The sequence below is a fragment of the Marinobacter nanhaiticus D15-8W genome (assembly GCF_036511935.1).
GTDB lineage: Bacteria > Pseudomonadota > Gammaproteobacteria > Pseudomonadales > Oleiphilaceae > Marinobacter_A > Marinobacter_A nanhaiticus.
Window position 1 is genome coordinate 2,973,395 of record NZ_AP028878.1, and the last position, 19,958, is coordinate 2,993,352.

Here is a 19,958-nt window from a genome sequence, read left to right on the forward strand (position 1 = left end):
ACGCATCTGGATGACTTCCCTCAAGGTTGAAGCAGATTACATGGAATTGGTCACTCAACATGGCCAGCAAGTGCTGGAGATCCGGCACCCCGAGTTTTTCGCGCGAATTTTCCTGCAGGGAGCCCACCTCACCGAATTCGCCCCCAGGGATAGCGACAACTGGCTCTGGCTGAGTTCGGCCGCCAACTACGCGCCGGGCGCCGCCATACGCGGCGGTATCCCGATCTGCTGGCCCTGGTTCGGCGATCCGGCAAAGAATCCGCCCGAAGTCGCCGACCGCATCGTGGACGCCAAAGCTCACGGGTTTGCCCGCACCCTGCTATGGGCTCTGGAAAGAACACAGTCCTCGGACAAATCCGCCGAAGTCACCCTGACCCTGGACGCCCGCGACCTTGGCGACAGGTTCGGCGACTGGCCCCTGACAGCCAGTATTGCCTTCGAGTTTACCGCCAAAACATGCCGTATCACGCTCTCGACACATAACGTCAGCGATCAGCCCGTCACCTATACCGAGGCCTTACATACCTATTTTCCGACGAGCGACATCCATCAAACGCAAGTGGATGGTTTTGACGGGAGTCATTACACCGATACATTGGATAATTGGCAGGATCGCACCCAATCCGGTCCCATATGCTTCGACGGCGAAGTCGACCGCATCTACCACGCAGCGGGGGATATCCGTATCAATACACCCGAAGGAACGACTCGAATCGAAAGCAACGGCAGCGCGTCGACGATCGTCTGGAACCCGGGGCCCGGCAAAGCCGCCCGCCTGCCGGATTTCCCGGACGCGGCCTGGACGTCCATGCTGTGCGTCGAAACTGCCAATACAACCTCCAACTGCATCCGTTTAATGGGCGGTGAGTCGCATATGACACAGCTGGTGTTGTCTAGAGGTTAAAGGAGCATGGTAAACGACTGCAGTTTAAAGGCTCTCTCCCCTGGCGGGAGAGAGGTTTGGAGTGTGCAAACCGGCAACATAGGTAACACCTCAAGCCGGGAACATGGGTTACACAAGTTACGGTATGGGCAAGGAGGACGCGCCCATGCCCTGGAAAGAGACTTGTGTAATGGATCTGAAGATGCAGTTGATCGCGGCCTGGCTGCAGGGCGGGCACGGTGTAAGCGATCTGGCCCGCGGCTACGGCATTAGCCGCAAGACGGCTTACAAGTGGATCAGGCGCTACCAGGAGGAAGGTGCCGGTGGGCTGCAGGAGCGCTCCCGAGCGCCGCACTATTGCCCACATGCAGTGACGGAGGACGTGGCTGAACAGATTGTGGCGATCAAGAAAGTCCATCCCAGCTTTGGCCCCAAGAAGGTTCTGGACCGCTTGCGTGAGCTAGAACCGGCGATGGCATTGCCGGCAGACAGCACGGCCGGTGAGATACTCAAAGCGGCGGGTCTGGTCAAGAAACGGCGCTACAAGCGGCCGTACCCGGCCGACCCGCAACCGTTTGAACTGGGTGATCGCAATAATGCGCTGTGGAGTGTGGACTACAAGGGGCAGTACCGGACGGCCGGCGGGCGCTGGTGTTATCCGCTCACGGTAACCGACAATGCCAGCCGTTATGTCTTGGGCTGTCATGGCGTGAGCGCAACAGACTACGTCCAGGCGAAGCCGATTATGGAATGGGTTTTCCATGAGTACGGTCTGCCGGAGGGGATCTTGTCCGACAACGGGGCGCCCTTCGCCAGTCGCTCAGCAGGAGGTCTGACGCGACTGTCGAAATGGTGGGTCGAGCTGGGCATTGGGGTGCATCGTAGCAAGCCGGGAACGCCCACACAGAATGCCCGTCACGAGCGCATGCACGGTTCACTGAATCGAGCAGTGGGTGGACGGATGCGCGGGACAAGCTTGATGCAGCAACAGACCACGCTGCAGGCATTCCGTGAGGAGTTTAACGAACAACGCAGCCATGAGGCGCTGGGCAGGCAAACACCGGCCAGCGTGTATCAGCCCTCAAGGCGTCGGTACTCGCCCGTGCTGCGCCCGATTGAATATAACGTGGACCAGGCGGTTCGCAACGTTCGTCACAACGGCGAAATCAAGTGGCAGGGCCATCTGATCTACATCAGCGGGCTGTTAGCCAGACATCGCGTAGGCCTGCAAGAGGTGGAGAATGACCGGGTCGAGGTGCGATACAGCACCCATCTGCTCGGTCATATTAACCTCAAAACCGCGCGATTGGAGCCCGCATGCGAGTGGCATGCGGGGGAATAGGTGTAACCCATGTTGCCGGTTCAAAGTGTTACCTATGTTCCGGTTGCACAGAGAGAGGGGGCGAGGCGAAAGCCTCACTCCCAGGCGCCTCTGGCAAAGAATAGTGCCTGACGGCGCCCCCTCTCCCCGACCCTCTCCCGCGAGGGGAGAGGGAGCAGTGTTGTGCAAACCGGGAACATGGGTTAAACAAGTCACGGTGTAGGCAAGGGCGACGCAACCCGCCCCCTCGACACGGAAACAGAACATGACGTTCAGATCGTTTATCAAGGACAAGTTCGTCCCGCAGGCCCTCGAGGACCAGGTCAATCGCATCAGGAAGCCCATCGGCACCCTGGGCTACGATCCCTGGGGCTACAACAGCGATTCCATCAAGATTGGCTTCTCGGTTGCCCGCTATATTTACGATAAATACTTTCGCGTGGAAGCTGACGGCGTCGAGAAAGTACCTTCGGAAGGCCCGGTGCTGCTGGTCGCCAACCATAGTGGACAGCTTCCGCTGGACGGGCTGCTGATCGGCTTTGCCCTGGCGTCCCGGCAGGAAAATCCGCGCATCCCCCGCGCCATGATTGAGCGCTTCTTCCCGACAGTGCCCTACGTCGGCAATATCCTCAACCAGCTCGGCGCCGTTCTTGGCGACCCGGTGAACTGCGCCAAGATGCTGGCCAACAACGAAGCTGTCATTGTCTTTCCCGAAGGGATCCGCGGCTCCGGCAAACTCTACCGCGACCGCTATCAGCTCAAGCGCTTCGGCAACGGCTTTATGCACCTGGCGATGGAACATGGCGCCACGATCGTGCCGGTCGGCGTCGTCGGCTGTGAGGAGACGATACCGGCCATCGCCAATATCCGCCCCCTCGCCCAGGCATTGGGCGTACCCTATGTGCCGGTTGCCCTACCCATGGTGCTTCCCGCCAAGGTTCACCTGAAATTCGGCGACCCGATGTTCTTCGACAACGCAGACATCCCCGAAGAGAAGGTCACGCAGCGGGTAGATAGGGTGAAGGCGGAAATCAGCAAACTGATCGACCTGGGCCTCTGCGAAAGGAAGCGACTTTTCTGATGAGTAACGAACGCAAACCCCACATCCTGGTCACCGGCGCAGCCGGTGCCCTGGCCCAACAGGTCATCAACCGCCTTCGTGACGATTATTTCCTGGTAGCGGTGGACTTCCGGGAGCAGGTCTACCTGGGCGACGACATTCCGAGCTACTGCATTGACTTCAACAAGCGCGTGTTCGAAGACCTGTTCCGACGCTATGATTTCGACGGCGTCATCCATCTGGGCCGGATCATGTCCAGTCAGGAAACACGGATGCGCCGATATAACGCCAACGTGCTGGGCACCCAGAAAATGCTCGACCTGAGCCACAAGTATGGCATCGAGCGCGTCGTGATCCTGTCGACCTACCACGTATACGGCGCCAACGCCTACAACCCTGCACTGATCGACGAAGAGGCCCCCTTGAAAGGTGCCGGCCTGAGCATGGACCTGATCGATTCGGTGGAACTGGAGAACCTGGCCAACATCTACCTGTGGCGCTACCCAGACCTGAACATTACCGTGCTGCGCCCCTGTAACATCGTCGGCCCCGGCGTGCGTAACTCAATCAGTACGCTGCTCGCCAGTCGCCGTGCCCCGGTGCTCGCCGGCTTTTCCCCTATCATGCAGTTCATCCACATCGATGACATGGCCGACGCCATTGTGCTTGCCTACAAAAATAACCAGCGTGGTGTGTTCAACGTGGTGCCCGAAGACTGGGTCGCCTATCAGCATGCGCTGCTACTGTGCGGGTGCACTCGGGTACCGATACCTTCGATTCCGCCGATCCTGCCGCGAACGATCGCCCGACTTCTCAACCTTAAGAGCTTCCCCCCCTACCTGATGCATTTCTTCAAGTATCCGGTGGTGATCGATGGCCGTGCTTTTCGCGATACCTTCGGCTTCAAACCACGGCGGCCGCTGAAAGAGGTCTTCCGTTACTATCGCGAGAACAAACAGCCCGTATAGCCCGGGCGTGGCAGGCATGGGCAGACCTGATCAGGTGCACACCGCTCCCACGCCACTTTGCTTGATGCGTGTACCGCTTTGGCGGGTACGTGTACAAGTTTGGTTGATAGGCGGGCCGCTTTGCCTGATAGGTGCGTCACTTGGCGTGACAGTTGATAGTGGCCTGAAGCCGGGCTAAACATCTATACTGACGTCGGATTGGGCGCCACATGTTGTAGGCGAGTCAAGAAGATGCGAGCGCGGGTTGGTGTTGATAACGGCCCCGAGCTATAACCGCTCCGTCTGCGCCCGGCTCACAGGACGAGTAATCCATGGTCATAGACTTTAGCCTGGTCAGTCATTCGGCAGCAGCGCTCGCCTTCGCGGCGCTGGCCATTCTGGTGAGTTCGAAGTATCTGCGCCGTAATACGGATCGCGCACTGATGCTGGCGGCTACCGTGTCCGCCGTGTGGGCTGGCTCCCTCGTGGTCCAGCTGATTTGGAACCAGCCACCCTTCTTCATACGCTACCTGCTCGAATTGATCCGTGACGGTGCCTGGGTTGCGGTACTTTTCGCGCTACTTCGCGACAGCAATCGAACAGGTGTCCTGGCGACACGTCTACGGCGATTCCTGGGCTCTGCCATTGCGCTACTCATTGTGGTTTTGCTGGTAACAGCCATCCTGGAGTACGCCCAAGGCTGGAGCCTGCTAGACGGCAAGACCAAGATTATCGGCCAGATCGCGCTGTCACTGCTCGGTATCTGCCTGATCGAGCAGATCTGGCGCAATTCCATATCTTTCGGCCGATCAAGCATGAAGTACCTGTGTATCGGAATCGGCGGCATCTTCGCCTACGACTTCTTTATGTACGCCGATGCCCTGTTGTTTGGCCAGATTTCCGATGCCTTCTGGTCGGCACGGGGTGCAGCAAACGCCTTCTTTGCGCCGTTATTTGCGGTAAACGTCATCAATACGCGCAAGCAGCCGGTCGACTTCCAGCTTTCACGAAATGCCGTGTTCCATGTCGGCGCCCTGATCGTTGCCGGCGGCTACCTTATCTTCGTCGCGCTGGGCGGCTACTACGTGCGCGCGCTGGGCGGCGCCTGGGGTGAAGCCCTGCAGGTACTTTTCCTCACCGCGTTCCTGGCCCTGTTTGCAGCGCTATTGAGCTCCAGCCGGTTCCGCGCGCGCCTGATGATCTTCATCAGCCAGAATTTCTTCGACTACAAGTACGATTACCGCGAAGAATGGCTGAAGATGACACAAATCTTCGCCAACCTGTCGGACGATCCCCCCTTACTGGAACGGGTAGTCCGTATCATGGCCGATCTGGTGGAGAGCAATGCCGGCGCTCTGTGGGTGAAGGACGAAGACGGCAATTATATCCTGCAAACTGCGGTGAACCTTCCGCCGCCCAAGTACACCCTCATCGATGGCGCGTCAGACCTCGTCACCTTTTTCAACGAACGGGAATGGATCATCGACCTGAATGAATACCATCAGGACCCGGTGCGCTATGAATTGCTGGAGATTCCCGACGCCGTCCTCAAGTTCTCGGACGGCTGGCTTCTCATCCCCCTCTATCTCGGCGAAGATCTTTACGGGGTCTGCCTGATTGGCTCCCCCTACGCCAAGGTCGAGCTCAATTGGGAGAATTTCGACCTCATTCGCGTGGTCGCGCGGCAGAGTTGTAACGTGCTTGCCCAGGCCGACGCGCAGAATCGACTCTCCCGCGCCATGCAGTTCGAGGCGGTTTCGAAGGCCTCCGCATTCCTGGTTCACGACCTCAAGACGATGATCGCGCAGTTGTCGCTTTTGGTGAAGAATGCCGAGCGTCACCGCAACAACCCTGAGTTTATCGACGACATGATCCGCACTACCGACCATGCAGTGACCAAACTGTCGAATCTCGTGGACCACATCCGCAAGCCGGCGACGGACGAGTTGCCGGTACAGGCCATCGAACTGGAGTCGATGATCGGCGAACTGGTGAATCACCATACCCGCAGCCAGCCCAACCCGGTTTACAAGGGCCTGGGCGAGCCTATCTGGGTGAAAGGCGATCCTGAACAGTTGCGCAGCGTGCTTGGGCACCTCATCCAGAACGCACAGGATGCGACGCCTCCCACGGGAGAAGTTACACTAACGCTCAAGAGAAGCGCCGACCACGTTGTCCTGTTTATCCAGGACACGGGCTCCGGCATGAGCGAAGACTTTATCAAGATGAAACTGTTCAAGCCCTTCGAGAGCACCAAGGGTTTGGCCGGCATGGGCATCGGTGCTTACCAGGCCCGGGAATATGTGCGTCAGATCGGCGGCAACATCGACGTCACCAGCGAGCCGGGACTGGGTTCCTGCTTTTCGGTCAGGTTGCCCCTCGGGCGCACTCAACCACGGCAGGAAACCGACCAGGGCCCGCCAGAAAAACTGGCAGAGAGCGGCTGATCCCGCACGGAGCGGCGTCGACTTGAATGGAACTCCAGCAACATTCAAGAATTTCACTGGCAACTCATTACTGGAGACCATTTACTGGAGGTACGCCAGTAAAACGAATGTCAAATTAACGACGTTTTGACGATCCGTCGCGCCTCAACCTTTGCAAACCGTCAAATTAGAGGCAGAATCTATGTTAATGTTTTACAGAGCCGCTAAACCTATCGTTGTACACGCTTTATTTGTACTCGTCGGGTATTTGGAGCGGCTTTCCAAGAAAAAGCTGGAAGAATGCTGATGTAGTTCGCGGCACCGTAATTCCGGTCGTCACAATCGTCATATAGGGTGCATGCACGTGAACATGAAGTTCACCCCTCTGCGCTTGACGTTTCAGTTAAAGAAAAAGGATTTAGACCAGCTGTGGATAAGCGTCTCTTAATCGTCGAGGATGATCCCGGCCTCCAAAGCCAGATGCGCTGGTGCTTCAGTGACAACATCGAAGTCACCGTAGCCAGCGACCGTGAATCTGCGCTCACCTCCCTTCGTCGCTTTGAACCCCAGGTTGTTACTCTCGATCTCGGACTGCCGCCGGATCCCGGTGGTGCGACTGAAGGATTTGCCCTTCTCGAAGATATCGTCAGGCTCGCCCCCACGACCAAGGTTGTCGTGGTCACCGGTCGCGAAGACCGTGAGAATGCGGTTAAGGCTATCGGTATGGGTGCCAGCGACTTCTACCAGAAGCCCCTGGACGGAGACATCCTCACCTTCGTGGTGAACCGTGCCTTCCGCCTCGCCGAGCTCGAGCTGGAAAACCGCGAACTCGCCCAGAACCGTAATGGCACATCGATCAAAGGCATCGTGGCGGCTAGCCCGCAAATGCTCTCCCTGTGCCGGATGGTGGAAAAAGTGGCACCCGCTGACGTGACCACACTGATCATCGGGGAAACCGGCACGGGCAAGGAACTGCTGGCCCGGGCTATTCACGATATGAGCCATCGGGCCGATAAGACTTTCTCCGCTATCAATTGCGCGGCCATTCCCGAAAACCTGTTGGAGAGCGAGCTCTTCGGCTACGAGAAAGGTGCATTTACCGGGGCCACCCAAAGCAAGAAAGGCAAGAAAGGCAAGATCGAGATGGCCAACGGCGGCACCCTGTTCCTGGACGAGATCGGCGATATGCCGATGGCGCTGCAGGCCAAACTGCTCCGCTTCCTGCAGGAACGGGTCATAGACCGGGTCGGTAGCGTCAACCCGGTGCAAGTGGACGTGCGCGTCGTGTGCGCCACCCACCGTAACGTCGAGGATCTGGTTGCCAGTGGCGAGTTTCGCGAAGACCTGTACTACAGGATCAGCGAGATCACGCTGGACGTGCCCTCCGTGCGCGAGCGTGACGGCGACGCCATGGTGATCGCTCAGTCACTGCTCAAATCGCTGGGCAAGCAGCTCGATCGCCCCCAGCTCTCCTTCACGGAAGACGCCGCCCAGGCGATACAGAGCTACAGCTGGCCGGGTAACGTGCGCGAGATGATCAACAAGATCAAGCGCGCCACCATTATGGCCGAGGGCAAGCGCGTTTGCGCCAGTGACCTGCAGTTGCGCACCGACCAGGCCACACTGGACGGGAACGTGCTCAACCTTCGCCAGGTCCGGGAAGAGGCCGAGCGAACGGCCATCAATCATGCGTTGCAGACCAGCAACTACAACATGGCTCAGGCTGCGAGGCTACTCGGTATTACTCGACCCACGCTCTACAACCTGACGGATAAATACAAGATAGAAACCTCCCCCGTCGTTTCTGATGTCTGACACAAGAGAAAGGATAGGCAGGACCGGGATTGACCAAGGATTATTTGCATGATGCTTAAGAAGCTGTTTCGCATTACGTTGTTGTCCGCAGCAGTCAGTTTGGCCCTGACAGGGTGCGGTGAAGACGAACAGGAGATGACCCAGGAAGAAGTCCAGTACATCAGCCACGTCGACCAGGCCCGCTTCTTCCAGCGCCAGGGGGAACTGAAAGCGAGTACGCTGGAAGCCCGTAGCGCGATCGAAATGAATCCCACCAAGGCAGATCCCTACTTCATTATTGTCGATAACCTCGTCACCGCCGGCGATGCCGTCAATGCTGCACGGCAGGTCCAGGAAATCGAGGCGCGAATGGAAGACGGGGAAACACCTGATAGCGTCCATAACCGTATCCAGCTGGTTCTCGCCCGCACGCATATGATGCGCAACCAGACGGAAGAGGCCCTGGCGGCGCTCGAGGAACTGCAATCTCCCGATCACAGCCAGGAGGTCAAGGCTGCCGTATTGCGTGGTGACATCCATCTCAACGCCCGTCAACCCGAAAAGGCCAAGGCAGCCTACAACGACGCACTTGAGCTGGATTCCAACTCATTGATGGCACTGATCGGTCTTTCGCGCATTGCCTACGGTAATGGCAATCCCGAAGAAGCCCAGTCACTCATTACCCGGGCAGAAGGTATCGACAAGACCGACCCCGAGCTTTGGCTCTGGAAAGGCCAGTTCGCCCAGCTTCAGGAGCAATGGGAAAAAGCCGAGGAAGCCTACATCCGCGCACTCGAGGATATTGGTCAATATGACGTCATGACGTATCGCAAGTACGCCACGATGTCTTCGTTGATTACCGTTTTGCGCGAGCAGAATAAGCAGGCTGAAGCCTTCGTCTACGAAGAGATCCTTGCTAAATCCGCCCCGGGGACCATCAAGAGCAACTTCGCCTCGGCCCAGGAGGCCTACCGGAGTGGTGATTTGCAGGAAGCAGCCCGCTACCTCACGGAAGTTCTCAAGCAGGCACCCCAGCACGTCCAGAGCGCCCTGATGCTCGGCATGATCCGCTTCCAGCAAGGGCGCGTCGAGGAAGCCGAACAGCTGCTGACCCCGGTCGCAGCCAACCTCCAGGACTCCACCTCGGCCAACAAGTTACTCGCAGCCACCCAACTGCGACTGCAGCGCCCGGAAGAAGCACGCAAACTCCTCGAGAACCTGGATGAAAGCCAATCCGATCCGGGTGTTCTCGCGCTTATCGGCGTCGCTACCCTCGCCAGCGGAGACATCGAAGCCGGCAAGGAGTATATCGAGAAGTCCCTGGAGCTGAACCCCGACAACAGCCAGCTACGCCTGCGCTACGCAACCTACCTGATCCAGACCGGCAACACCGAGGCGGCCATCGACCAGGCGAGCACGGTGATGGACAAAGAGCCCAACAACGAGGACGCCCGCCTGCTGATCATTCAGGCGCACGTGTCCGCAGGTAACCAGGACGCGGCCATGGAATCCGCAGCCGCGTGGGTCAAGGAGCAGCCGGAAAACATCGCTGCCCTGATCACCCACGGGGACCTTTCCGTCGCGGCCGGCGAAACAGAGCAAGCCCGCCAGTACTACCAGCAAGCCCTGGAACTGTCCGACACGGACCCGAGAGCCAATTACGCCCTGGCTATCCTGGCAATGCGTCAGGACAATCCGGACAAGGCACGGGAGCAGTTCCGCGCAGCGGTTAGCAAATCGCCGGATAACCGACGGGCACTCCAGGGGTTGGCGCGGGTATCCAGTGAAGCGGAGCTGCGCTCCTTCCTGGAAGACCTGAGCCAGGAAAACCCGGAAGCTGTCGGCCCTCGCCTGGTATTGCTCGAGCTGGCCCTCCAACAGGGTAACTCGTCCGAAGCTGACGAGCTCGCAGCTAGCCTGCTGGAACCTGTCAGTGAAAATGAGCTATCTCCCAATACGCCGGTCGTCGCCAATGTATACACTAGCGCCGCCGGTGCCCTGGTGCGCCAGGACAAACCACAGCAAGCGCTCGAAGTGATGCAGCGAGCCCAGGTGTTGTTCCCGGATAACGAGAACGTTGGCCTGCAGACAGCAGAGCTCTATTTCCGCAACGATCAGACTGAAAATGCCCAAGCACTGCTGAAAGACATCCGTCGGGACCATCCGGAATCAGCCCGCCCCTATCTGATCGAAGCGCAGTACCACACGCAAGCCGAACAGTTCGATAAGGCGGCCGAGCAATATGAGCTTGCCCTGAACAAGGACTCTAGCCCGGATATCTATTTGCGCTACGTCGATGCCCTGCAGAAGCATGGTCAGCAGCAAAAAGCGATCGAGGTACTCAAGCAGGCGCTTGCGAACTATCCGAATAATGGCCGGCTCGCGCTGAACCTGGCTATGGCGTACCAGAACGTCGGCGAGCAGAAGCAGGCGGCCGACGCTTACGAGCAGGTCCTCAATAACGCACCGGACAACCCGATCGCCCTGAACAATCTCGCCTGGATCTACCACGAAACCGGCGAATCGAAGGCAAAAGACCTGGCTGCCCGGGCTTATGAACTCGCTCCGGAAAACGCTGCGGTTGCGGATACCTACGGCTGGATACTGTTCAGCGAAGGAAATCACCAGGAAAGTATCCCGGTGCTGGAAAAGGCCTATAAGCTCGCTCCGGATACCCAGGAGATAGCGCTGCACCTGGTAGAGGCCTATAAGGCTGCCGGGCAAGATCAGAAGGCCAAGGCTATTCTTGAGAAGAAGCAGGAAATGTGATTCGAACAACGGTCGGGTTCGAATAGAAAGGGGCGCTGGTTTCGTTCAGCGCCCCTCCCCTAATACCCATCTTCACCTGTTCGAAAAAAAGCGATTAACGTCGAATTTATTTACAGCCGAGCAACTCAATCGCAGCCAAGTCGTTGACAGCACAGGGATGGCACGGCAGCTGCTTAAGAGAATAAGTTTAACTACCGGTCTGAGGGAACAACCGTAATGCGCATACTTGCTGCCATACTGGCACTGCTAGCCAGCACCATTTGCTGGAGCACCCCCATAACCTACTCCTTCTCAGGATACGCGACTGCCGTCAGAATCAATGGTATCGATACCGACCCGTCGTCGCCGTTAGTAAGGAACGACGGCAAGGTCGTCACCAACGGCAACACTGCTATGACGGGCAACATAGTCTTTGACCCAGACGCATGGCGCGATGGTGCGGGAGGTAGCGGGTACGGTCAGGTCTTTTCCTGGACCTTCTCGACGCTGGGTCTAACGTATCATGGCGAAAGCGGCGCCTTCCATTACCTGGACTTCTACAACAGCAGATTCTCCTATTCCGACGAACTGCCGCTGGGCGGCTTTGAGCAGGCCAATCTCCCTGATGTGTGCAACATCTCGTTTGATTTCGATAACGAGCCTTTTCTCGACGGTCCTGCGCACTTCCCTATTGCGAACTTCATCGGTGGCCACTTCTTCTCAGCCTTAGAGGTGGTTGAGATAGATGAGACACGCACTATGCAAGGACTATTGGGAGTAATTACCGATCTCAGCGTGGTCCCTCAGCCGGTACCCGGTCCCTCTCCGCTTCTATTACTTTCCACAGGCCTACTCTTGTTATCGAGAGGGGCCAAACGAAAGCGTGGTCGCTTCGTAAGAATCGCCTAAAAAATGTGATTTTGTTCAAAGGTGCCAAATACTACTAGAGGCTGTATTTGGCGCCCGCCTAGTCACTGCGCCGTATACTGTAAAACCTAATAACACGCTGCCATCTGTTCAACCGTGTAGTAATAATGAAATCAAAAAATAATCAGCTATTAAATAAAACAGACATCAAATAAAGATCCAAGCGACTTTATTTCTATCTGCAAACACCAAAAACCCTTTCGAACAACTCGTTCCTCACATAGTTTCTCTAAAACTTTAAAATGAACAGCTCCATACTTGACCTTCAAAATAAATCCTAGTCACAAAGATGGCCTAAGTAAAAGTGATTCACGCAGCCCATGATCTAAATTTTGGATATGGGTACTGCTACACCCTATACATAAATACGTTGTATACAGTACAGAATTATAGCCAGTCCGAATAAAAAAACTCCGAAGATATCTAATCGTTACAAGCGCCAGTTCGCAACATCCCTCGACGGCAACAATACTGAGTAAGGCAGGACCATCTACCAACCTTTAAGGTGACCCTATGTTAATTGGAAGAACGTTAGGGCTGGGTAGTGCCATTATCCTGATTACTGGTTGCCAAAGTTGGCAATATAGGGATGTAGGGACACTCCCCCCCACTGCAGCATTACCTGAGACGAGCCAACCTGGAAAAGTTCAGGTCTACTACTTCAACAATGTCAGTGGTAGCAGTGTTGACGCCTTGACGTCACTCGAAAGCTATCCTGACGATCCCGATCAGGTTGTGGAGATTAATAAGCTTGAAGTACTGGAAGACAGAGGCGATGAATATGGCGCGTTGATTCGCGGCTTCATCGTTCCTCAGGTCAGCGGGGACTATCAGTTCTTCGTAAGCAGCGACGATCAATCCCAATTTTACCTGAGTGATACGGCCGCCCCAAAAGGCGCCATTCAAATTGCATCGGTAACAGGCTTCACAAGCCAACGCCAGTACGAAAAGTACAGTTCGCAGGCCTCTCCCATACAGTCGCTAACGGCCGGTGAACGGTACTATTTCGAACTCAGGTTCAAGGAAGGGGCCCGCGCCGATCATTTCAGCGTAGCATGGGAAGGTCCGGGTATACGTCGCCAGGTTATTACCAGCGAATACCTTGCAACCTGGGCCGAACCCGTTATCTCCGACGAAATGGGCACGAACCGGGCCTATTCGATGGGTTACAGGATAGGCTTCCTTGATGGCCAGCAGGGGCTCCCCTACGACGCCTCGTTTCCCCCACTCGACAATGATAACGACGGGCTTTACGACAACTGGGAGGTCGTTTATGGCCTTGATCCGAGCAACCCCGATGATGCGCTCTCGGACCAGGACGACGATCTCCTCCCTGCAGCAGATGAGTTCCTGATCGGCACGTCTCCTCAGAGCAAGGATACCGATAACGATGGCATACCAGACGGGTACGAGTATGCCTATGGTCTGGACCCACTGGACGATAGCGACGCCTTGCTCGACATGGACGGAGATGGCTACTCGAACCTTCAGGAATATAGGGCTGACACGGACATCGACGACCCTCAAGATGTTCCAGAGGCTTCGGTCGACGGGCTGGTTGGGCAATACTACGAGGGTCGCAACTTCAACCAGTTCATCACAACTCGGGTCGACGGTAACGTCAATTTCCAATGGACCAGGCAGCCAGCGCCCGAGTTACCGGCAGACAACTTCAGCATTCGCTGGAGTGGCAACTTCACGGCACCTCATACTGCGGGTTCGGAACAGTATCGATTCACTGTCAGGACGGATGACGGCGTAAGACTGTATATCGATGGTCAGTTAGTTATCGAAGATTGGAGAGACCATGGCCCGACGTCCTTCAGTCATTCAGTCGCGTTAGAAGCAGGCGAAAGCGTGCCGGTTGTTATGGAATACTATGAGCGTGGTGGAGGAGCGACCGCCCAGCTCAACGTCACAGCCCTCTCTACTGGCGAGGCACTACCCACGACGGAAGTATTCCAGGCCCCCGACCCTGCAGTCGACGGCGCTCAGGATTCGGACAATGACGGCATCCCCGATACGTGGGAAATGCGTTATGGCCTAAACCCGTGGCAGAAGGATGCAAGTAATGTGTCCAATGCCAGCGGCGTCACTAACCTCGAGGCCTATCAGAACCAGCTTAATCCATGGACTCTGAATTCGACGTCCCCTGCAGCGCCTCAAAGTCCGGTCGAGGATATCGTAATTTCTGGTGAAGCTACGCTCTCCTGGACGGCACCTTTGACCCGCCAGGATGGAAGCGCCCTTTCCCTCGGCGAAATCGATCACTACGAAATAAATTATGGCCAGGCACCGGAATTCCTGGATCTCTCCGTCACTGTCCCCGGGGATACAGCGTCCTATACGTTTGAGAATCTGGGTATAGGAACCTGGTATTTCACGGTCGAGGTCGTCGATACCGACGGGCTTTCGAGCCCGCCCTCCGAAGTGGTATCAAAAACTGTAGATTAGAGTTTCCCTGACTCTCTTGAGGGTCGAACCTTATCGTATAGCGAGTCCAGATAGGGTTCGACCTCGGTCTGTATTTTGGAGGCCATTGTCGAAATAACATCCTTCGCCTCGCAATCCTTGCAAGACAGGCCGATAACCATAAGTGACGCATCGCTCCTGGCGTTAAATATTCCTGGCAGCTGCGCCAGCTTAGCCTGCAATTCCGTGGCCTCCCAATGACCTTCAACATAGTACCCATACGCAAGGACAATGCGCTCGTCCGATTGCCGGTAACGGAGGGAAAGCCCACCCAGTTCAATATCGTTACCAACGTCGATCTTGAAGGTACTTTCAGGGATCAGGAGCTCATTAGAGAACAGTCGATTGTGATATTGGACGACCTCCCGCCCCGGACGTTGGAAGTCATAGCTGTAGAGCCCGACAAACAACCGCTTTCTGGCGCCACCATCATCAGCAATCGACCCCCTTTCAACGTATGTTCGCTCCAGAACCCGATCAGGCCGCTCCATCTCCGGCTGCCACCCCGAAAGCTGCTTTTGAAAGACCGGCAGCCAGCTTGCGGCGTCCACGGCCGAAAAGTCATGGCTCAGCGTCGAGGTCTGGGTAGATGCTTGCATCTTGGGCGCGCTGTACCATGTCAACGCGCCAATCACCACTAACGGTAGAATCGAAGCGATCATGCCTGGTAGAGGTCTGCCCTTAACCTGGCGCTGAGACGTCGCGGCTCCTGAATCGCCATTTGCGACCGCCCCGCGTTCTTTCCGCTCAAGGTGGCGGGCAAAGAAAAAGAGTGGTATGAGGGTTGCTGCAAAAACCCACCAGCCGAAGGTGTCATGATCCTTAACCAAGGGCGACTCCATGTTCGTTTCGTAGCCCTGATGGATGATGACGAATACGCGAATCCAGTTTGCCGCCAACGCCAAACCGATCCCCACGACAAGCAATAGCAGGCGAGACCGCCAAAGGTCCAGGTTCAGCTCACCGTAAAGGAAGCAGAGGGTCATCCCGACCAACAGGTAGCGAAGACCGGAACATCCATGCGCAATCTCGAAGGCACCAACCCCCGGGAAATACACGAAAACGCCCTCGACCACGAAATCGATGTTCAACGGTGAGAGCATCAGTTCATTGATCTTAACGGTGATGACCTGCAGGGGCCATGCGGCGTACTCCCAAATCGGCAACGCAAAGACCAGGATCCCGACGGGGATAATGAATGGAACGATTTGGCGCCACCCCCACATGAGCACCAACCCGCCCAGCAGAATAGGTACAAAGGCTAACTGCTGGAACGTCTCTATCATCAGGACACTGCCCGCCAAATGCAGCAACGCTGCTGCGACAAACGGCACAAGCCATATCCAGTAGAAGCCAACCCGCGGCCGTAGGCGCCACCAGGTCTTGATCGTCAGGAGCGTACTCAGGCCCAGAAGCAGAAAGCCATGGGAGAATGTCTCATCCCATTTAACCCAGCGGGCGGCAAGGCCCTCGAGCGTGGGCCAGGTGAAAAATACGAACGCAGCTAAAAAACAGAGAGGATAAAACCTATCAGCGTTACGGACATCTGGATTCACGACTATTTCTACCTACTAGCGAGTGGAAATTTAACTATGTCCTAAGCACTTCTATCACCGCTAAGGACAGAATCAACCCTTTCCAACCATGCCTTTGATTCCTGTTTTTATGCGTCGCCAAGTGCGCTTGCCGACGACCTCAGCGGTATTCCATTTGCCAAGCTTAAGATCATGCTGCCTCATCATGCTTTGAATATCTTCACTGAACGAGTCATTATCCACCATAAACTTTACAGCGCGCTCGTTCCGAACAGAAAGATATCTATCTATATTGAAACTTTTCCGAAAATCATTCAGATAGCCAAGCAACTCGATAACCAACAGCGTTCGTACACATTTCTGGCAAACGGAGCAATTTCCACTCGCATCATGATCTACACAAACATGAAGGTTCTCCTGCACAATGGGATTACTCGCAATCTGTCCGATTTTCTCCGAACGGGTATACTGAGCGCCCTCGGACTGAAGATCCAATTTCTCGGAACTCAATAAAGACAGGGTAATAGGGTCGATGTAACCAATCGTTTCGGCAGTTGCCACTTTCACGTCACTATAGCCGCAGGCCGCTGCATACTTGTATTCTGAAACCCCTCTGCTAATAAGGTGAGCTGCAGCGGAATTCCTGAAGGTATGCGTTTTAAAGAAGTGCAAGTCACTATACAGCGCGTAAAAATCGTCCATGTTCGAATTGATTACCATCAATGGCAAACCAATAGTATCAGCAGCGACTTCAGCTTGTGCCTTTCTTCGCTCAAACAGAGTGCTTTCGGCTGTAGTTCCATTAGCACCAACATTGTTGAATACCAAAATATCAATAGTTGCCCCGCGATTTATCGGCTGAAAAAAATAGTCATGCAGAATCGAGTAAGAATCAACACCACCGGAAAAGCCAGTTGCGCTGCGTCTTGCCACCGGAGCCTCATTCAAAAGGTTTCCCGAATGTCTGATCTGTACCGGCTCATAACCTAGAACTTTTTTGACCAGATGCTGCAACTTCAAGTGAGATGACAGATAAAGTTTTTCAGAGATATCACCGGTCAGGTAAAGGTCGGCGCCAATACGCATGGCCGGTATCAGAAGAGCAACAAGAGCTGCATTAAGGCTGTTATCGATAAAGTCCTTATACTTTTCGTCAACAGCGAAGTAAAGTTTATCTGGGAGCACATTGCTACTCACCTTGAACTCTACAACAAGCTCACTCCCCTTGATCTTTACAAGAGGACCACAAACCTCAATTTGATTAACCGACTTTGCTGGGTTCAACATAAACTCTTTTATTCTAAAGTCAGAATTCATTTTCTTTGAACTGTCAATTTGGCGCTGAAATACTCTTAAGAATTTTAGCCGCATGCTCAATATCATGCCTGCGAACATCCTCATGCAGCGGAAGCAAAATCAAATGCCTGGAGAAGGCTCTGGCGTTTGGAAAATCGCTTGCATACCGCCCAAAAAAGGACTGCAATCCGCGAATACCCGGCAAGGGGGCACCATACAGCGAATTGGCGCAGATTCCAGCTTGCTGTAGCTCGAACACCGCCTGGTCTCGAATCTCGACAGAGGGCGCAAGCAAAGGAAACCGCAGAAGACGAGGTAATGGGTCCGAATCCGAGCACTCCACACACGCTTTTGTCAATTCTCGAGGACCTGACCAGCCATGGTCTTCAAGAAAGGCTAGACTCTCCAAGTAGAGCCCAGCAAAGTAAGCGCGCTTGTGATAACTCGACACCCCCGCCCTTATCAGCACTGGCGGAATTTCCAGCGAAGTTATCGAGCCTAAAGGCACAAACTCGGTCTTGCCGAAGCCAAGAAAAGGAATTCTCGCCAAGAGGCCGTAGAACAGTCTCGAAAGTAATAGATTGAATATGAAGCGTTTTGACCTCCAAGTCGCACCTGTCGAAATTCTTCTCTTGGGTAGCGACTGAAGAATCGCTTTCGCCGACTGGGTGCGATCACGCCGAATCAGTAGCGCCCCACCCCCCATTAGATTAATAGGCTTACCGCGCCCGAAGCTCAGGACAATACAGTCCGCTATCCCTGAGCCCGACGAGCTTGGCGGAAAAGCCTGCGCCGAATCCTCGATTAACCATACTCCGGTGCCATCAAGAACGGCTTTTATACCCTCTAGGTTCTCGTGAAACCCGAGCAAGTCAACGGCGATAACCGCAACTGTATTATCCGTCAGCGCCTGTTTCAAAGCGCCAAGGGATAAGCACGGACTGCTATTCCCAAGATCTACCAAGACCGGTTTGGCGCCCTGGAACAGTACGGCAGAAACTAAATCGGGACAGCCATAGGCAGGTAAAATTACTTCTGGTGTTTCCCCTAGGTCGTTAGCGGCAATTGAAAGTGCGATCGCCAACGACAATGCCGAGGTTCCACTATCCACGAATTCAGTATGGTACCGCTCATCCCATGACAAGCTTTCCGAGGGCGCACCACTAACCGGATTCGGAACACGGCTACCAACAGGTCGCAACATACTGATCTGCATTCGGGAATCCTAGCGTTGTGACGGCGACCATACGGTCATGCGACGACCTGAAAGGAACTGCAGGGTCGCATGGGCGATGGCGTAGTTAACTTGAACAAAAAAGTACGGGATTTTGGCGACCCCCTTCGTCCTGAACGCGGGCGAGAAATGGGCGGCGATAACCACGCCATAGAAAACAAGCTGCGCCAGGAAGGCCAGAGTATAAATACCACCACGAGGAAGCAGCATCACGCTGGAGATAAACAGGACCAACAGGAACCAGGGTACCAACCAGCGCATGACTTTGTGGCTGAATACCTGGAAGGCGAACATTCCATGGCTGAACGGATTAAGTACTTCGGGATGACGCGCAAGTGCGGTCAGGCCACGAATAACCGTGCGCAACTTACGCTGGTATTCCTTGGAAGGGTCGGCGACATCGTGATAGTGCCCTTTAACATCAGGCGCAGTAACGGCGACATAGCCTTCGGACGCACAGTTCAAGGCGGTATTGAAATCGCTCGGGGAGTGAATATCCCACTTCTGGCAAAGTGAACGGCGCGCTGCGAAAAAGGAGCCGCTCAGCCCCACCAGCCCACCGCGTAGCGATTCGAGCTTGCGCAACCACATCTCATATTTGACGTAGGCGCCCTCGCCCACCACACCACCGTCGCGGCTAACAAAGACATCCTCGCTGGACAGGGCGCCCACCTTCGGATTATTGAAGTAGCCTACCAATACGCCGATAGCATCAGAAGGAATGTGTGTAGCCACATCGGAAAAGACCAATATGTCGCCGCTCGCCTTGGCAATAGCCTGCTTCTGGGCATTTTCCTTGCCCAATCTTTCTTCGGTACGGGATAGCAGGATACCTTTGTCCGCGTATTCTTTAACGATGTCGTCGGTGGCGTCGCTTGAGCAATCGGACGCAACAATCAACTCGATACCCGGATAGTCGATGGCCAGGGTATTCTCAATCTTTTCCCGGATACGGTGAGCTTCGTTGTGAGCGGTAACGATAAGGGAGACGGAAGGTTGCTGCGGGTTGCTCTCGGTCTTCAGGGTTCTCTTGGCGGGAACGCACATTAAAAGCAGTGGGTAGAGAAAATAACTGTAAACCGATCCAAAAGCCGAAATCCAGAATAGTGTCTGCAGCATGTTACCTTCCGTGAGTGACTAGCTAAAAGCGACCAATGCGCCTGTTCGTCATTTTCGTGACAAGAGCTTACCACAACAAACCATAGTTACATTGACATAAGGTCGCCCATAAATGTGAGTAACGGATGACACTCATCCCCGGCAATGGCAAAATCATCTTGCGATTGAAAGCGCATCCAATTTAAGGTGGCGCCAA

The 19,958-nt window shown here is 55.2% G+C and carries 13 protein-coding genes; 9 read left to right on the top strand and 4 right to left on the bottom strand.

What is annotated here, in order from left to right; all coding sequences use genetic code 11:
• The first annotated feature begins 10 nt into the window (after nucleotides 1–10).
• The 9 genes from RE428_RS13245 to RE428_RS13285 all read left to right on the top strand — a co-directional run bounded on the left by RE428_RS13245 (nucleotide 11) and on the right by RE428_RS13285 (nucleotide 14,560).
• Complete coding sequence (locus tag RE428_RS13245) at nucleotides 11–904, top strand: D-hexose-6-phosphate mutarotase (protein WP_004582499.1); 894 nt, start codon at nucleotides 11–13, stop codon at nucleotides 902–904.
• A 103-nt stretch (nucleotides 905–1,007) separates the two neighbouring features.
• The gene (locus tag RE428_RS13250) at nucleotides 1,008–2,225 is read left to right on the top strand and encodes an integrase core domain-containing protein (protein ID WP_227500176.1); all 1,218 of its coding nucleotides are present in this window, start codon (nucleotides 1,008–1,010) and stop codon (nucleotides 2,223–2,225) included.
• Nucleotides 2,226–2,469: 244 nt separating this feature from the next.
• The gene (locus RE428_RS13255) at nucleotides 2,470–3,285 is read left to right on the top strand and encodes a lysophospholipid acyltransferase family protein (protein WP_004582500.1); all 816 of its coding nucleotides are present in this window, start codon (nucleotides 2,470–2,472) and stop codon (nucleotides 3,283–3,285) included.
• Nucleotides 3,285–4,232, top strand: a complete 948-nt coding sequence (locus tag RE428_RS13260; RefSeq protein ID WP_004582501.1) for an SDR family oxidoreductase — start codon at nucleotides 3,285–3,287, stop codon at nucleotides 4,230–4,232. Before RE428_RS13255 ends, RE428_RS13260 begins: the two co-directional genes overlap by 1 nt.
• 311 nt (nucleotides 4,233–4,543) lie before the next feature.
• Nucleotides 4,544–6,658, top strand: a complete 2,115-nt coding sequence (gene prsK / locus RE428_RS13265) for an XrtA/PEP-CTERM system histidine kinase PrsK (protein WP_004582502.1) — start codon at nucleotides 4,544–4,546, stop codon at nucleotides 6,656–6,658.
• Nucleotides 6,659–7,066: 408 nt separating this feature from the next.
• A complete protein-coding gene (prsR, locus tag RE428_RS13270; protein ID WP_004582503.1) occupies nucleotides 7,067–8,452 on the top strand; it encodes a PEP-CTERM-box response regulator transcription factor in 1,386 nt (461 codons plus the stop codon).
• Between the two features lie 48 nt (nucleotides 8,453–8,500).
• A complete protein-coding gene (locus tag RE428_RS13275) occupies nucleotides 8,501–11,200 on the top strand; it encodes a tetratricopeptide repeat protein (RefSeq protein WP_004582504.1) in 2,700 nt (899 codons plus the stop codon).
• Nucleotides 11,201–11,416: 216 nt separating this feature from the next.
• Nucleotides 11,417–12,088 carry a hypothetical protein gene (locus RE428_RS13280; RefSeq protein ID WP_004582505.1) on the top strand — a complete coding sequence of 224 codons (672 nt, stop codon included), beginning with the start codon at nucleotides 11,417–11,419 and terminating at the stop codon, nucleotides 12,086–12,088.
• Between the two features lie 531 nt (nucleotides 12,089–12,619).
• Nucleotides 12,620–14,560 carry a PA14 domain-containing protein gene (locus RE428_RS13285; protein ID WP_004582506.1) on the top strand — a complete coding sequence of 647 codons (1,941 nt, stop codon included), beginning with the start codon at nucleotides 12,620–12,622 and terminating at the stop codon, nucleotides 14,558–14,560.
• On the opposite strand, the gene xrt is transcribed toward RE428_RS13285, so the two are convergent.
• The 4 genes from xrt to RE428_RS13305 form a co-directional block, all read right to left on the bottom strand.
• Entirely contained in the window at nucleotides 14,557–16,134 is a 1,578-nt protein-coding gene (gene xrt / locus RE428_RS13290; RefSeq protein ID WP_004582507.1) for an exosortase, read from the bottom strand. The genes RE428_RS13285 and xrt overlap by 4 nt on opposite strands.
• Nucleotides 16,135–16,206: 72 nt before the next feature.
• On the bottom strand, nucleotides 16,207–17,496 hold the full coding sequence (locus RE428_RS13295) for a hypothetical protein (protein WP_169334079.1): 1,290 nt from the start codon (nucleotides 17,494–17,496) through the stop codon (nucleotides 16,207–16,209).
• Complete coding sequence (locus tag RE428_RS13300; protein WP_051079805.1) at nucleotides 17,444–18,625, bottom strand: DegT/DnrJ/EryC1/StrS family aminotransferase; 1,182 nt, start codon at nucleotides 18,623–18,625, stop codon at nucleotides 17,444–17,446. The genes RE428_RS13295 and RE428_RS13300 overlap by 53 nt, the downstream gene beginning before the upstream one ends.
• A 9-nt stretch (nucleotides 18,626–18,634) precedes the next feature.
• Nucleotides 18,635–19,762 carry a glycosyltransferase family 2 protein gene (locus RE428_RS13305; protein ID WP_004582510.1) on the bottom strand — a complete coding sequence of 376 codons (1,128 nt, stop codon included), beginning with the start codon at nucleotides 19,760–19,762 and terminating at the stop codon, nucleotides 18,635–18,637.
• Between the last annotated feature and the right edge of the window lie 196 nt (nucleotides 19,763–19,958).